The following is a 14,424-nucleotide window of genomic DNA, read 5'->3' as shown; positions in this document are numbered from 1 at the left end:
CTCATGAAATTCAGTGAACTTTGGTTACGCGAATGGGTAAACCCAGCCATTAGCAGTGATGATTTAGCCCATCAAATTACGATGGCCGGCTTAGAAGTTGATGGCATCGATGCGGTTGCCGGCGAATTTAATGGTGTTGTAGTCGGTCAGGTTGTTGAATGTGGTCAGCATCCCAATGCGGATAAATTGCGTGTGACCAAAATTGATGTTGGCGGCGATCGTTTGCTGGACATCGTGTGTGGTGCACCCAATTGCCGTCAGGGTTTGAGAGTGGCGGTGGCCACTGTCGGCGCTGTACTGCCAGGTGATTTTAAGATTAAAGCTGCCAAGTTACGTGGCGAGCCCTCAGAGGGCATGCTGTGCTCTTTCTCTGAGCTGGGTATTTCAGAAGACAGTGATGGGATTATTGAGCTTCCTGCTGATGCGCCTATTGGTGTAGATCTGCGTGAATATCTGAATCTGAACGATAAAACCATTGAAATCAGTGTGACACCCAATCGGGCTGATTGCTTAGGGATTATCGGTGTTGCGCGTGATGTGGCCGTGGTTAATCAGCTGCCATTAATTGAACCTGATATGAGCCCAGTTGCGGCGACCATCAATGACACTTTCCCCATTCGGGTCGATGCACCACAAGCTTGCCCTCGTTATCTGGGGCGTGTGGTCAAAGGGATTGATGTCAAGGCGGCGACCCCATTGTGGATGCGCGAAAAACTGCGTCGTTGTGGCATTCGTTCGATTGATCCGGTGGTTGATGTCACGAACTTTGTGTTGTTGGAGTTAGGCCAGCCGATGCATGCGTTTGACTTGGATCGCATCGATGGGGGGATTATTGTCCGTCTGGCGGCCGAAGGTGAAGAACTCACGTTATTAGATGGCACCAAAGCCAAACTGAGTGCCGACACTTTGGTTATTGCTGATCAGCAAAAACCACTGGCGATGGCCGGTATTTTCGGTGGTGAGCATTCAGGTGTTAATGAAGAGACCCGCGATGTGTTGCTGGAGTCGGCCTTCTTTAATCCGCTGTCAATCACTGGGCGCGCCCGCCGTCAGGGGTTGCATACTGATGCTTCTCATCGTTATGAACGTGGTGTTGACCCTGAGTTACAACATAAGGCGATTGAACGTGCTACGCGGTTGTTGATTGATATCTGTGGCGGCGAAGCCGGCCCGGTTATTGATGTAACCGCAACGGCAGAATTGCCAAAACGCGCCACGATTAAGTTACGTCGTGAAAAACTGGATCGACTGATAGGGCACCATGTACCTTCAGAACAAGTCAGTGATATTTTGCGTCGTCTCGGTTGCCAGGTTACAGAATTAGGTTCTGACTGGCAGGCTGTAGCACCAAGCTGGCGTTTCGATATGGAAATCGAAGAAGACTTGGTGGAGGAAGTTGCCCGTATTTACGGTTATAACAACATTCCAGATGTGCCAATTAAAGCTAATCTGGTGATGACTAAGCACCGTGAAGCGGACTTGTCACTCAAGCGTGTGAAGACGGCTTTGGTTGATCGCGGCTATCAGGAAGCAATTACTTACAGTTTTGTTGACCCTAAAGTGCAGGCGCTGCTTCACCCACAACAAGACGCATTAATTTTGCCAAGCCCGATTTCTGTTGATATGTCTGCAATGCGTTTGTCATTGTTGACAGGTTTACTGTCGGCGGTGGTTTATAACCAGAATCGTCAGCAAACGCGCTTACGTTTATTTGAAAGTGGCTTACGCTTTGTCCCTGATAACACCGCAGATCTTGGCGTTAGACAGGACGTCATGCTGGCTGGTGTGATTACGGGTCACCGTTACGATGAACATTGGGATCTGGCACGCCAGCCGATCGACTTCTATGATTTGAAGGGTGATTTAGAAGCAATTCTGGAACTTACTGGAAAATTATCTGATGTTCAGTTCCGTGCAGAAGCGCATTCTGCACTGCATCCAGGGCAGAGTGCTGCAATTTATTTATCAGGGGAACACATTGGTTTCATTGGTGTAGTTCATCCTGAACTGGAACGTAAGCTGAGTCTAAATGGTCGCACCGTGGTGTTTGAAGTGCAATGGAACAAGCTTGCAGACCGCGTCGTGCCTAAGGCCAGCGATATTTCGCGCTTCCCTGCAAACCGCCGTGATATTGCTGTTGTGGTAGCTGAAAACGTTCCCGCAGAAGATATTTTGGCAGAGTGTAAGAAAGTTGGCGCAAATCAGGTAGTTGGCGTAAACTTGTTTGATGTGTACCGTGGCAAGGGCGTAGCAGAAGGTTATAAGAGTCTGGCTATTAGTCTGGTGTTGCAGGATACCGCCCGTACACTAGAAGAAGAGGAGATCGCCGCGACCGTCGCAAGATGTGTAGAGGCGTTAAAACAGCGATTCCAAGCATCCTTGAGGGATTGAACCTATGGCGCTTACTAAAGCTGAAATGTCAGAACATCTATTTGAAAAGCTAGGGCTTAGCAAACGAGATGCCAAAGATCTGGTTGAGTTATTCTTTGAAGAGGTACGTCGTGCTCTTGAGAATGGCGAACAGGTCAAACTGTCTGGCTTTGGCAATTTTGATCTGCGAGACAAGAACCAACGTCCGGGCCGTAATCCGAAGACGGGTGAGGACATTCCTATTACGGCGCGCCGTGTGGTGACTTTCCGTCCAGGGCAAAAGCTAAAAAGCCGGGTAGAGAGTGCCACTCCAAAAGAGTGAGTGTTTTCTGAACAAAAGGCCGCGCAAGCGGCCTTTTTCTTGCCTGTAATAAATTGAAAGATATCGATTTTATTTTTCGACTGCTCATGGGTTGGCGGCATGCTTGGGCAATTTATACCTCAATCCGCACGGTGGAAAGGTTCTGCAACTGGGTACAGCCTGAAAAATTACAGGTATAATCCCATAAATTATTCAATTGGTTTAGAAGCGAAGATGACAAAACTTACCTTACAAGAGCAGATGCTAAAAGCGGGATTAGTCAGCAGCAAAAAAATGGCTAAAGTCCAAAGAACAGCTAAGAAGTCACGAGTTCAAGCCCGTGAAGCAAGAGAGATTGTAGAAGAAAATAAAAAGGCACAAGTTGAGCGCGATAAACAGTTAAGTGAACAACAAAAACAAGCAGCTTTATCTAAAGAACATAAGGCGCAAGTTAAGCAGCTGATTGAAATGAACCGAATCGACATTTCAAAAGGCAATATTGGTTTTAACTTCACCGATAATAATTTAATTAAAAAAATAGTCGTGGATAAGGTTACTCAAGCTCAGCTGATCAGTGGTCGTCTCGCCATTGCTCGGTTGGTTGCTGATAACCATGGTGAGAGTGAATACGCCATTATCCCCGCAATTGTCGCCGATAAAATTGCGCAGCGAGATGCGAACAGTATTGTATTAAATAGTGCGCTTAGTCAGGAAGAGCAAGATGAAGAAGATCCCTATGCCGATTTCAAAGTACCCGATGATTTGATGTGGTAATTAACGTTTCATGGATGCTTATATATGAAAAGTCCCTCAGGGCTTTTCATTAAAATGATATGCCAAGTCAGGCCATTAAATAATCCCTGCGCAGTAACCCAGTTAGGCTCACTCCCTTATTTAATTAAACATTTCAATGTGCATTTTGGTATCGCGGGAGTGTCTTTGCGGCGGCATCGTGATTAATATTTTTGCTTTAGAACGGGCTGGCACTATGAGTGTTGACCCATTCTTGGCTAATGGGATGAATAAAATGCAGCTCGCTGGCGTGTAGCATCAGCCGCGGAGTTCGTTCGGTACCTGGCAGTAGGCGACCGCCATACAAGTCACAGCCCCAAATAGGGTGGCCCAGCAGCTGACAGTGGATGCGGAGTTGATGAGTGCGCCCGGTTTCTGGCGTTAGCTGTACCCGTGTCAATGGCAGTAAGGTGCCGTCTTCCAACGGATGATAAAACCGCTCAACAACGCGATAACCGGAGCGCGCGGGCTTGCCGTGGAGGGCGCAAATTGACATCACTGGGAATAGCGCCGGATCTTTGGCAATAGCTGCATCTATTACCCCTTCGTTGTTGTCCAGATGGCCGCAGAGCAGGGCGCTATACACTTTGGTTACTGTGCGCTGGCTGAACTGTTGGCAAAGGGCGGCATTGACCGCCTTATTGCGGGCAATCACCATCAGCCCGGAAGTCCCGAAATCCAGGCGGTGAGCCAGAGTGCAGCCGGGGAATATCTGCACCAGTCGATGATGCACTGAATCCAAATTTTGCGGATTTTTCCCTGAAAGGCTGAGTAACCCAGCGGGTTTATTGATAAGCACCAGGTGGTCGTCCTGATAGAGAGTCTCAATCTTGTCATGGCACGGCGGGGCAATAAAGGTATCAATAATCTTAGACATCAGGCAACCCGGATGAAGAGTGGGAGCGGATGATAACGAATTTTAAGCCGACTGGCGAATCGGGCTATTAGCTTAACGGGCGGCTATCAGCGATGCAGATTATTCTGTGTGGTTATGGCGCGATGTTAGCTGTTGCCAGCCGTGCGTGATTTGTTAGCAATAAAATAGCGTACGGTGATAAGTTAGCCATATTATGGTGTTATTTAAGGGGAAATAATGTTTACCAAGCAAGCGCCTCAACTTGAAACAGAGCACTTGATATTAAAGCAATTTACGCTCGATGATTTTCCGGCACTAAAGGCATCCTGGGACACCCCTGAAATGGCTAAGATTAATGGCGGCGAAAGTCCTACGGCAGAAATGGTCTGGTCTCGTTTACTGCGTTATATCGGGCATTGGCATGCGTTGGGTTATGGCTACTGGGCCGCATTTGAAAAAACAACAAATCGTTATGTTGGTTCCTTTGGCTTTCAGAATGCACATCGCGATATCACGCCTGAGTTGGAATATCCTGAGGCTGGCTGGTCTTTAGTTTCAGAAGCTCGTGGCAAAGGCTATGCCACTGAAGCACTGGCCGTAATTTTACTGTGGGCTGACCAGACATTTTCTTCGCCAGTATGCTGTATTATTGATGAAGAAAATAAGCGTTCAAATCTTTTGGCTGAGCGTTTTGGTTTCCAGTTTCAAACTTATGCTTCCTATCGCAGTAAGCAAATAAGATTGTTGGTGCGCCGGTAAGTTCTCAATTCGCGCTTTTACCCTGCCAATAGCCACTGACCTATATCTTGCCAGCTAACAATGTCTGGATCGCCACCCTGATCTAGACATTTTTAAATGCATTTTTGCTGGGGCTGGCGGTTTTATTGCCGATTGTTGGGCCGTGAATATTCTGCTGATAATGAAGTATTATGCGTTATCTTGTTTAGCAATTAATTATAAGTATGATTAAGCTTAATTATTAAAAGGAAATAAACTCATTACGGAATAAAGCTTCGCTGGTGTAGAAAGTACTTGGTGAAATTGCCTGAGTTAATATTTTGTTAACTTTCTAAGAGTGGAATTAGAATTTTCCTATTGAAAGTTAAATGATATTAATCAGGCATTTTTCTTTAGTAAGACGAGTTATTGTTATAATGCATCCTTGGGCCTCCGCTGTGCCCACCGCCATGTGGCGGGAAGATGCAGCAAGCGGACAGCATAGAGCTTAATAAAAGCACACTTATCATTAATGTAATACGGCACATTATGTTTTTCTCAAAATATAAATTATATTGGATGGGGTAAGATTGTAATTCAATCTAAAAAAAGAGACTGGCAGTTTATTGTTAAGATGTGTTTGAAATAATGGAGGGTAATAATAGCCTTTATGCATGAGTGTATGAATTCCGTAAAGGTTAAGCAATGAAAGAGAAAATGAGAAGTTGTCTGATAGAAGGTGATTATTTTCGCTGATATAAATTTATCAACTGTTAATAATATATTCGGATGTATATGAAGAAATATCTATTTTTACTGGGTGTTTTGTCATTAATGCCGCTGGTTGCACAGGCAGATATGTCACTTGATATCAATGTTCCTGGGGTCAGTTTGCATTTAGGCGACCAAGATAAGAGCGGTAATTACTGGGATGGTTATGATTGGCGTCCACCACAATGGTGGCATGAACACCGTGGGGGGCATATCGGCGACCACAATGAGCGGGGTTATTATTGGGATGGTAGCCGTTGGCAGCCGCCATCAGCCCCAAATGGGCATAATCCATTTAAGGGGCCGCAACATAATGAGGGCCGTAATCAGGGTAATCCAGCGCAAGGCAATGATAATAACCGGCATGGTCAACCGGGCAATAATAATGGGCATGGCCAACCAGTTAATAATAACGGGCAGGGCAACCATGGTAAGCCGGGTGGCTCAAATAATCATGCCAGCCCAAATAATAATGGCGGCCCTGGCGGGCAGCAAGTTTACCCGCAACAGAATAAAGGGCACCGCTGATTAACAGATTAAGTTGATGCGCTGCTTAATATTTATACTGTGCCAGGTAAAATGAGCGCTAAGTTTGCTGCTACTTTCAGAGGCAAGCTTAGCGCTTTTCATTAATAAAAAAGCATATTCATCATGCATCTCTTCCCCTTATTGCGTTAACATCCTAGTATCTTTGCCTAATGGGTATCAGACTCTGATTCTTATCAGATCTCTTCAGGTTTACCCTGAGGTAATGACCGAGGATGTAATGCAGACCAGTCAGTTATTTACTGCACTTCAACAGCGACAGCAGCAACGCGATTACCTTTATCTCAAAGGGTTGGTTGTCATATTATTATTCGCGTTAGTTATCGGCTTATGTGCCGGTGATATGTGGATTTGGCCGACTCAGTGGTTTAGTGACAGTGGGCAGTTATTCGTCTGGCAACTGCGCTTGCCCAGGGCTTTGGCTGTCATGATGGTCGGTGCCAGTCTGGCTGTTTCTGGGGCAGTGATGCAGGCGTTATTTGAAAATCCGCTGGCGGAGCCGGGCCTTTTAGGGGTGGCTAATGGCGCGGGTGTTGCATTGGTTATGGCTGTTTTGCTCGGTCATGGGTTATTGCCTATTTGGTTTTTAAGTGCCTGCGCCATTGCGGGAGCTTTATTTATGACGGCGCTGCTGTTGGGGTTTGCACGGCGGCGCTTATTAACCAATGCCCGTCTGTTATTAGTGGGAGTTGCTCTGGGAATAGTGTGCAGTGCCATTATGACATGGGCGGTTTATTTCAGTACCAGCTTAGATTTGCGCCAGTTAATGTATTGGATGATGGGGGGATTTAGTGGCATTGATTGGCGACAACAAGGATTAGTGCTAGCTCTGTTACCCATTGTGGTGTGGCTCTGTTGCCAAGGGCGGGTGCTTAATTTTATGTCTCTTGGTGAGCAGCAAGCCCGGCAATTGGGGATACCTCTCCATCTGTGGCGTAATTTATTGGTGTTAGCTATTGGCCTACTGGTGGGAATTAGCGTGGCTCTGGCCGGTGTTATCAGTTTTATTGGCTTGGTTATCCCGCATATTTTGCGATTGACCGGTTTAACTGACCAACGTCGGTTATTAATCGGGTGCGCCTTGGCCGGGGGGGGGATATTGTTACTGGCTGATGTGGTCGCACGTATTGCTTTATTCTCTGCAGAATTGCCGATTGGTGTGGTGACCGCCACGTTAGGTTCTCCGCTATTTATCTGGTTGCTGACAAGGGTAAAATCTGTCAAGTGATCTGTTTTAAACCGATTCACTCACCTGTTTATCATCGCTGAATAAGGACACGTCCAAATGAGTCATTCCATTTATACCATTCCGGTAAAAACCATTGAAAACCAGTTAATTACATTGGAAAAATATAAAGGTTCGGTATTGTTAGTGGTTAATGTGGCTTCGCAGTGCGGATTAACCAAACAGTATGAAGGGTTGGAAAGTCTGTACCAGACCTATCAGCAGCAAGGTTTTGAGGTGTTGGGTTTCCCCAGTAACGAGTTCGCCGGGCAAGAGCCAGGCAGTGATGAGGAGATTCAAGCATTCTGTCGGGGTACTTTCGGGGTTGATTTCCCGATGTTCAGCAAAATTGAAGTGAATGGCCCGCAGCGCCACCCGCTATATCAGCAGTTGATAGCCGCAAAACCGGTGGCGGTGAAACCGGCAGGGAGCGAATTCTATCAGCGGTTAGCCAGCAAGGGGCGCGAGCCAAAGCAGGCCGGGGATATTCTGTGGAATTTTGAAAAATTCCTGATTGGGCGGGACGGTGTGGTGCTTGAACGTTTTGCACCAGATATGACGCCAGAAGACGCCATACTGGTCAGTGCTATTACTCAGGCGCTAGCGGCGCATTAATTACGGATGAAAAGTGTATTCTGATGCTGTTGCAACTCAGTAACGTCAATGTGAAAACTCGGCTGGCTCCTTTTTCAACACAGGTGGATGCTGGGTTGCAAATTCATGTTATAGGCCCTAATGGCGCAGGGAAAAGTACCTTATTGGCTTCATTGGCTGGTTTGCTACCTGCGAAGGGCGAGATCCTGTTAGCAGGGAAGTTATTACCTTACTATTCAGGGCATGAATTAGCACGATTACGGGCGTACTTGAGTCAACAGCAGTCAGCGCTGACAATGATGCCCGTTTTCCAATACCTTGCTTTGTATCAGCCTGCGGGGGTTGCTGCTGAGGCCGTGGCTGCAACTATTGGTTATCTTTGTGAACGATTAAAATTAACGGATAAATTGCCCCGTTTATTGTCGCAACTTTCAGGGGGCGAATGGCAGCGTGTCCGTCTTGCAGCCGTATTTTTGCAGGTATGGCCTGATATTAATCCGGACAGTAAATTATTATTACTTGATGAGCCATACACTGGCTTGGATGTCGCGCAAAAAGTGGCGTTGGACAGTTTATTACATGATTTTTGCTCTGCTGGGCGCAGTGCCATCATCAGCGCTCATGACCTCAACCATACCTTGCAACAAGCCGATCAGGTTTGGTTAATGGCCGGTGGCGAAGTGCTGGCGCAAGGAGGAGCCAGGCAAGTGATGGAGGCAACTATTTTATCTGATGTGTTCGAAGTGGATTTTCAAATTCATAGTTTTAATCAGCAGAATTGGATTATTACAACCAAGGCGTAACACTGCTATTTTTCTCTTTATTTGATCCGGTGCTATCAAATCAAAAATCCCTTATTTTTGTTTTTTTTCGCTCATTATTCCCCTGCCTATTTTATGCTCTCTTCAATGACACAATAAATCACCTTGCTACTAACAGGAGATAAGTCAAATTCTCTAGCCATTTGATTTTGTTGCGGATTGAATAGTTTCAATATGTATTAGTTTTTGTAAATATATTGGGAAAATAACCTAATCTTAAGGTTTAATTAAGGTTGATGGACTAGAGTTACCCTTGGAAACTAATGCATTTATTTGTATAGCGTTTAGTTTTCGTTAACTTACTTGGGCATATAGTTGCCTGCAGCTTAAGGTATCCTAGGGATTTTTATTAATGCAGAATTTTTTGCCATTTTCTCGTCCTGCTATCGGCAGTGATGAAATTAATGCGGTCACTAAGGTGCTAAATTCCGGTTGGATTACCACAGGCCCACAGAATCAGCAGTTAGAAGCTGATTTTTGTGCTGCATTCGGCTGTAAACATGCCATTGCTGTGTGTTCTGCCACTGCCGGAATGCATATTACGCTGATGGCTTTAGGTGTTGGCCCCGGTGATGAGGTTATTACACCGTCCCAAACCTGGGTTTCGACACTGAATATGATTGTGTTGCTGGGCGCTGAACCCGTTATGGTTGATGTTGACCGCGATACTCTTATGGTCAGTGCTGCTGACGTTGAAGCCGCCATCACCCCCAAAACCAAAGCTATTATTCCTGTTCATTATGCTGGCGCGCCTTGTCACCTTGATGCCTTGCGTTTAATTGCCACCAAACACGGGATTCCGTTGATTGAAGATGCCGCTCATGCGGTTGGCACTCGTTATAAAAATCAATGGATTGGCGAGCAAGGCACGGCTATTTTCTCTTTCCACGCCATTAAAAATATTACCTGTGCTGAGGGCGGTTTAATCGCAACAGATGACGACGAGTTAGCCGCGAGGGTTCGCCGCCTTAAGTTTCATGGTTTAGGCGTAGATGCCTTTGACCGCCAGATTCAAGGGCGTAGCCCACAGGCCGAAGTTGTGGAACCGGGCTACAAATATAATTTATCTGATATTCACGCCGCAATTGCGGTGGTTCAGCTCCAGCGGTTACCTGAAATCAATGCCCGTCGGCAAGCATTAGTTGCTCGCTATCAGGCGGCATTAGCGGGTTCACCTCTTCAGCCGCTGGCTGTCCCTGAATATGACCATCAACATGCCTGGCATCTTTTCATGGTTCGTGTTGATGAAGAGCGTTGTGGTATTGACCGGGATACTCTGATGGCGCGCCTGAAAGAGGTCGGCATTGGTACTGGCCTGCATTTCCGTGCAGCGCATACCCAGAAATATTATCGCGAGCGCTATCCCTCTTTGCACTTACCTAATACCGAGTGGAATTCTGCCAGACTATGCACTTTGCCTCTTTTCCCCGACATGCTGGACAGCGATGTTGATCGGGTCGTCGATGCATTGGCAACTATTATAGGGCCACACCGTGTTACAAAATGAACCAATCAAGAAAGTCTCCATCGTTATTCCGGTTTTTAACGAACAAGAAAGCTTACCTGCATTAATAGAGAGGACAACGGCTGCCTGTAAATTACTCACTCAATCTTATGAGATTATTTTGGTTGATGATGGCAGCACCGATAACTCGGCAGAGCTTTTGACCGCCGCGGCTAATGTGCCGGAAAATTGCATCATTGCGGTGTTGTTAAATCGTAACTATGGCCAACATTCAGCCATTATGGCGGGATTTAATCAGCTTAGCGGGGATTTGGTGATTACCCTGGATGCCGATTTGCAAAATCCGCCAGAGGAAATTCCACGGCTGGTCAGTGTGGCAGAAGAGGGCTATGACGTGGTGGGAACTGTGCGAGCCAATCGCCAGGACTCCCTGTTTCGTAAAACCGCTTCGCGCATGATTAATATGATGATCCAGCGGGCTACAGGGAAATCAATGGGTGACTATGGCTGTATGTTGCGCGCCTATCGCCGCCATATTGTCGAAGCAATGTTACACTGTCACGAGCGCAGCACCTTTATACCTATCCTGGCTAACACCTTTGCCCGCCGTACCACTGAAATTACTGTTCATCATGCAGAGCGTGAGTTCGGTGATTCAAAATACAGCCTGATGAAACTCATCAACCTGATGTATGACTTGATTACCTGCCTGACCACCACACCGTTACGTTTATTAAGTCTGGTAGGGAGTGTCATTGCACTTTTTGGTTTTACGTTCGCGGTGCTGTTAGTGGTTTTACGGTTGGTATTTGGCCCGGAATGGGCGGGGGGCGGCGTCTTTACCCTCTTTGCCGTGTTGTTTATGTTCATTGGTGCCCAATTTATTGGTATGGGGTTACTCGGTGAATATATCGGTCGTATTTATAACGATGTGCGCGCGCGTCCACGTTATTTCATACAGAAAGTGGTTTGCGCTGAGCAGACCGAAAATAATCAGGATGTAGAAAAATGAAAGCGATTGTATTTGCCTATCACGATATTGGTTGCGTGGGTCTGAAAGCGCTGGTTGAAGCTGGATATGATATTCAGGCGGTATTTACCCATACTGACTCCCCCAATGAGAATCGCTTTTTCTCCTCTGTGGCTAAAGTGGCCGCTGATTTAGAACTGCCTGTTTTTGCACCAGAAGATGTCAATCATCCTTTGTGGATTGAGCGCATTCAACAATTGCAGCCAGATGTTATTTTCTCTTTCTATTATCGCAATATGATTTGTGAGGAGATTTTATCTTCCGCCCCGCGCGGAGGATTTAATTTACACGGCTCTCTATTACCGAAATACCGTGGGCGTGCACCTATTAATTGGGCATTGGTTAATGGCGAGAAAGAAACCGGTGTGACTCTGCACCAAATGGTCGCCAAAGCGGATGCTGGCCCTATTGTTGGGCAACATAAAGTGAGTATCAGTGATACTGATACGGCTTTAACCTTACATGCGAAAGTGCGAGATCTCGCCCAAGCGTTGCTGCGTGATGTTTTGCCTAAAATGAAACAGGCACCGCTGCCTCTAGTGCCTCAAAATGAGGCGGATGCCACGTATTTTGGGCGTCGCACGGAGGCCGATGGTGAAATCCATTGGCAAAAATCCGCATCAGAGATTAATAATCTGGTCCGCGCGGTAACCGAACCTTACCCAGGTGCTTTCAGCTATCTGGGGCAGCGTAAATTGGTTATCTGGCGTTCGCGTCCACTGGATATGGCGCACGGGAAATTACCGGGCACCGTATTATCGACATCACCCCTGATTGTGGCTTGCGGCGAAGGTGCTCTGGAGATTATTACCGGGCAGAGTGAAGCGGGCTTATATGTGCAGGGCAGCCGTCTGACCCAAGATATGGGTATCGTCACGGACGTGCGTTTAGGCAGTAAGCCGAGCAAAAATAAGAAAAGACGCACCCGCGTGTTAATTCTTGGTGTAAATGGTTTTATTGGTAATCATTTAACTGAGCGCTTGTTACGCGACGAAAATTACGAAGTTTATGGTTTAGATATTGGTTCTGATGCGATCAGCCGTTTCTTGGGGAATCCGCGTTTCCACTTTGTAGAAGGCGATATCAGTATTCATTCCGAATGGATTGAGTATCACATTAAGAAATGTGACGTTATCCTGCCATTAGTGGCCATTGCGACGCCAATTGAATATACCCGTAATCCACTGCGTGTTTTTGAGTTAGATTTTGAGGAGAACCTCAAGATTGTCCGCGACTGCGTTAAATACAATAAACGTATTGTTTTCCCATCCACGTCTGAAGTGTATGGCATGTGTGATGATAAAGAATTTGATGAAGACAATTCGCGGCTGATTGTTGGCCCTATCAATAAGCAGCGCTGGATTTACTCAGTTTCTAAGCAATTATTAGACCGTGTTATCTGGGCTTATGGTGCGAAAGAAAACCTTAAGTTCACCTTGTTCCGCCCATTCAACTGGATGGGGCCACGACTGGATAGCCTGGATGCTGCACGTATTGGTAGTTCTCGTGCTATTACCCAGCTTATTTTGAATTTGGTTGAAGGTTCTCCGATAAAATTGGTTGATGGTGGGGCACAAAAACGCTGCTTTACTGATATTAATGACGGTATCGAAGCGTTGTACCGCATTATTGACAACCCTAAAGGGAATTGTGACGGTCAAATAATCAATATTGGTAACCCAACCAATGAAGCCAGTATTCGCGAACTGGCAGAAATGCTGCTGCGCAGTTTCGAAAAACATGAATTACGCGGCCATTTCCCGCCGTTTGCTGGCTTTAAAGATATTGAAAGCGGCGCTTATTACGGCAAGGGTTATCAGGACGTAGAACACCGCAAGCCGAGCATTAACAATGCGCGCCGTCTGTTAGATTGGCAGCCGGATATTACCTTGCAACAAACCGTGACTGAGACCTTGGATTTCTTCCTGCGTGGGGTGGTCTTGGAGCAAATTGAAGCCCAAAAGGATGAGTCGCAGGTATGAAGCAAGTTGGTTTGAGAATCGATGTGGACACCTACCGTGGAACAAAGGAAGGTGTGCCATCGTTGCTTGCGGTATTGGAAAAACATGCGGTCAGCGCCAGCTTTTTTTTCAGTGTCGGGCCGGATAACATGGGGCGCCATTTATGGCGTCTTTTCCGTCCGCGCTTTTTGTGGAAAATGCTGCGCTCGAATGCCGCGTCACTCTATGGTTGGGATATTTTGCTGGCCGGCACTGCCTGGCCGGGCAAAAAGATTGCCAAAGATTGTGGCCCATTGATGCGAGAAACCTTACAGGCGGGGCATGAAGTTGGTTTACACGCCTGGGATCACCAAGGCTGGCAAGCGAAAGTCGCGGTGTGGTCAGCAGCGCAACTGACGGAGCAAATCCAATGGGGTGTGGACGCATTGCAACGCAGCATTGAGCAACCGGTTACTTGTTCTGCCGCTGCGGGCTGGCGTGCCGATGACCGTGTTTTAGCGGCTAAAGAGCCTTTTGGTTTCAGCTATAACAGTGATTGTCGCGGTACTCATCCTTTCCGCCCATTATTACCCGACGGCACCCTTGGTACGGTACAAATCCCTGTGACATTACCCACTTACGATGAAGTCGTCGGTAGCGAAGTGCGCGCCGAGAATTTTAACGATTTCATCATGAACGCGATACTGCATGACGAGGGTGTGCCGGTTTACACCATTCATGCCGAGGTCGAGGGAATGTCGCAAGCCGCTATGTTCGAGCAATTGTTGGTCATGGCAAAAAAACTCAATATTCAATTTTGCCCGCTAAGTGCACTGTTACCCGAGGATCTGGCTTCACTGCCGGTGGGTAAAGTTGTTCGTGCCGCTTTTCCGGGGCGAGAAGGCTGGTTAGGCTGTCAGTCAGAGTTAAAGGATCCGTAATGAGATTGTTAAAAGAAGGCGGCGCAGCTCTGCTGGCATTATTTTTTGCGCTAGT

At 46.8% G+C, this 14,424-nt stretch carries 13 protein-coding genes; 12 read left to right on the top strand and 1 reads right to left on the bottom strand.

What is annotated here, in order from left to right:
- Positions 1 to 3 precede the first annotated feature (3 nt).
- The 3 genes from pheT to YROHD0001_RS16310 all read left to right on the top strand — a co-directional run bounded on the left by pheT (position 4) and on the right by YROHD0001_RS16310 (position 3,445).
- Entirely contained in the window at positions 4 to 2,391 is a 2,388-nt protein-coding gene (gene pheT / locus YROHD0001_RS16300) for a phenylalanine--tRNA ligase subunit beta (protein WP_004713017.1), read from the top strand.
- A 4-nt stretch (positions 2,392 to 2,395) separates the two neighbouring features.
- On the top strand, positions 2,396 to 2,692 hold the full coding sequence (gene ihfA, locus YROHD0001_RS16305; protein ID WP_002211830.1) for an integration host factor subunit alpha: 297 nt from the start codon (positions 2,396 to 2,398) through the stop codon (positions 2,690 to 2,692).
- A gap of 213 nt (positions 2,693 to 2,905) precedes the next feature.
- Positions 2,906 to 3,445, top strand: coding sequence for a DUF2058 domain-containing protein (locus YROHD0001_RS16310; RefSeq protein ID WP_004713016.1), 540 nt, complete (start codon positions 2,906 to 2,908; stop codon positions 3,443 to 3,445).
- Positions 3,446 to 3,641: 196 nt separating this feature from the next.
- On the opposite strand, the gene YROHD0001_RS16315 is transcribed toward YROHD0001_RS16310, so the two are convergent.
- Positions 3,642 to 4,340, bottom strand: a complete 699-nt coding sequence (locus tag YROHD0001_RS16315) for an RluA family pseudouridine synthase (RefSeq protein ID WP_004713015.1) — start codon at positions 4,338 to 4,340, stop codon at positions 3,642 to 3,644.
- 216 nt (positions 4,341 to 4,556) lie between these two features.
- Between YROHD0001_RS16315 and YROHD0001_RS16320 the strand changes: the two genes are divergently transcribed.
- The 9 genes from YROHD0001_RS16320 to arnD all read left to right on the top strand — a co-directional run bounded on the left by YROHD0001_RS16320 (position 4,557) and on the right by arnD (position 14,369).
- A complete protein-coding gene (locus YROHD0001_RS16320; protein WP_004713014.1) occupies positions 4,557 to 5,078 on the top strand; it encodes a GNAT family N-acetyltransferase in 522 nt (173 codons plus the stop codon).
- 753 nt (positions 5,079 to 5,831) lie between these two features.
- The gene (locus tag YROHD0001_RS16325) at positions 5,832 to 6,335 is read left to right on the top strand and encodes a DUF2502 domain-containing protein (RefSeq protein WP_032815886.1); all 504 of its coding nucleotides are present in this window, start codon (positions 5,832 to 5,834) and stop codon (positions 6,333 to 6,335) included.
- A 238-nt stretch (positions 6,336 to 6,573) separates the two neighbouring features.
- The gene (gene btuC, locus YROHD0001_RS16330; RefSeq protein ID WP_032815885.1) at positions 6,574 to 7,581 is read left to right on the top strand and encodes a vitamin B12 ABC transporter permease BtuC; all 1,008 of its coding nucleotides are present in this window, start codon (positions 6,574 to 6,576) and stop codon (positions 7,579 to 7,581) included.
- Between the two features lie 57 nt (positions 7,582 to 7,638).
- The gene (locus tag YROHD0001_RS16335) at positions 7,639 to 8,193 is read left to right on the top strand and encodes a glutathione peroxidase (RefSeq protein WP_004713008.1); all 555 of its coding nucleotides are present in this window, start codon (positions 7,639 to 7,641) and stop codon (positions 8,191 to 8,193) included.
- Between the two features lie 23 nt (positions 8,194 to 8,216).
- Positions 8,217 to 8,975 carry a vitamin B12 ABC transporter ATP-binding protein BtuD gene (btuD, locus tag YROHD0001_RS16340; RefSeq protein WP_004713007.1) on the top strand — a complete coding sequence of 253 codons (759 nt, stop codon included), beginning with the start codon at positions 8,217 to 8,219 and terminating at the stop codon, positions 8,973 to 8,975.
- Between the two features lie 370 nt (positions 8,976 to 9,345).
- Positions 9,346 to 10,500 (top strand): UDP-4-amino-4-deoxy-L-arabinose aminotransferase, encoded by a 1,155-nt coding sequence (arnB, locus tag YROHD0001_RS16345; RefSeq protein ID WP_004713006.1) that lies wholly within the window; start codon positions 9,346 to 9,348, stop codon positions 10,498 to 10,500.
- Positions 10,487 to 11,470: an undecaprenyl-phosphate 4-deoxy-4-formamido-L-arabinose transferase gene (gene arnC, locus YROHD0001_RS16350; protein WP_032815884.1), complete on the top strand. Its 984-nt coding sequence runs from the start codon at positions 10,487 to 10,489 to the stop codon at positions 11,468 to 11,470. The genes arnB and arnC overlap by 14 nt, the downstream gene beginning before the upstream one ends.
- Positions 11,467 to 13,470 (top strand): bifunctional UDP-4-amino-4-deoxy-L-arabinose formyltransferase/UDP-glucuronic acid oxidase ArnA, encoded by a 2,004-nt coding sequence (gene arnA, locus YROHD0001_RS16355; RefSeq protein ID WP_032815883.1) that lies wholly within the window; start codon positions 11,467 to 11,469, stop codon positions 13,468 to 13,470. The genes arnC and arnA overlap by 4 nt, the downstream gene beginning before the upstream one ends.
- Positions 13,467 to 14,369, top strand: a complete 903-nt coding sequence (gene arnD / locus YROHD0001_RS16360) for a 4-deoxy-4-formamido-L-arabinose-phosphoundecaprenol deformylase (protein WP_032815882.1) — start codon at positions 13,467 to 13,469, stop codon at positions 14,367 to 14,369. Before arnA ends, arnD begins: the two co-directional genes overlap by 4 nt.
- Positions 14,370 to 14,424 lie beyond the last annotated feature (55 nt).

The organism is Yersinia rohdei ATCC 43380, from assembly GCF_000173775.1.
Classification (GTDB): Bacteria; Pseudomonadota; Gammaproteobacteria; order Enterobacterales; family Enterobacteriaceae; genus Yersinia; species Yersinia rohdei.
This window is presented reverse-complemented; position numbering and strand designations above follow the sequence as displayed.

Coding starts and splice junctions, on each gene's coding strand:
- ihfA (WP_002211830.1), top strand. CDS start 2,396: ATGGCGCTTACTAAAGCTGAAATGTCAGAACATCTATTTGAAAAGCTA.
- btuD (WP_004713007.1), top strand. CDS start 8,217: ATGCTGTTGCAACTCAGTAACGTCAATGTGAAAACTCGGCTGGCTCCT.
- arnB (WP_004713006.1), top strand. CDS start 9,346: ATGCAGAATTTTTTGCCATTTTCTCGTCCTGCTATCGGCAGTGATGAA.
- YROHD0001_RS16320 (WP_004713014.1), top strand. CDS start 4,557: ATGTTTACCAAGCAAGCGCCTCAACTTGAAACAGAGCACTTGATATTA.
- arnD (WP_032815882.1), top strand. CDS start 13,467: ATGAAGCAAGTTGGTTTGAGAATCGATGTGGACACCTACCGTGGAACA.
- YROHD0001_RS16325 (WP_032815886.1), top strand. CDS start 5,832: ATGAAGAAATATCTATTTTTACTGGGTGTTTTGTCATTAATGCCGCTG.
- YROHD0001_RS16310 (WP_004713016.1), top strand. CDS start 2,906: ATGACAAAACTTACCTTACAAGAGCAGATGCTAAAAGCGGGATTAGTC.
- pheT (WP_004713017.1), top strand. CDS start 4: ATGAAATTCAGTGAACTTTGGTTACGCGAATGGGTAAACCCAGCCATT.
- arnA (WP_032815883.1), top strand. CDS start 11,467: ATGAAAGCGATTGTATTTGCCTATCACGATATTGGTTGCGTGGGTCTG.
- btuC (WP_032815885.1), top strand. CDS start 6,574: ATGCAGACCAGTCAGTTATTTACTGCACTTCAACAGCGACAGCAGCAA.
- YROHD0001_RS16315 (WP_004713015.1), bottom strand. CDS start 4,340: ATGTCTAAGATTATTGATACCTTTATTGCCCCGCCGTGCCATGACAAG.
- YROHD0001_RS16335 (WP_004713008.1), top strand. CDS start 7,639: ATGAGTCATTCCATTTATACCATTCCGGTAAAAACCATTGAAAACCAG.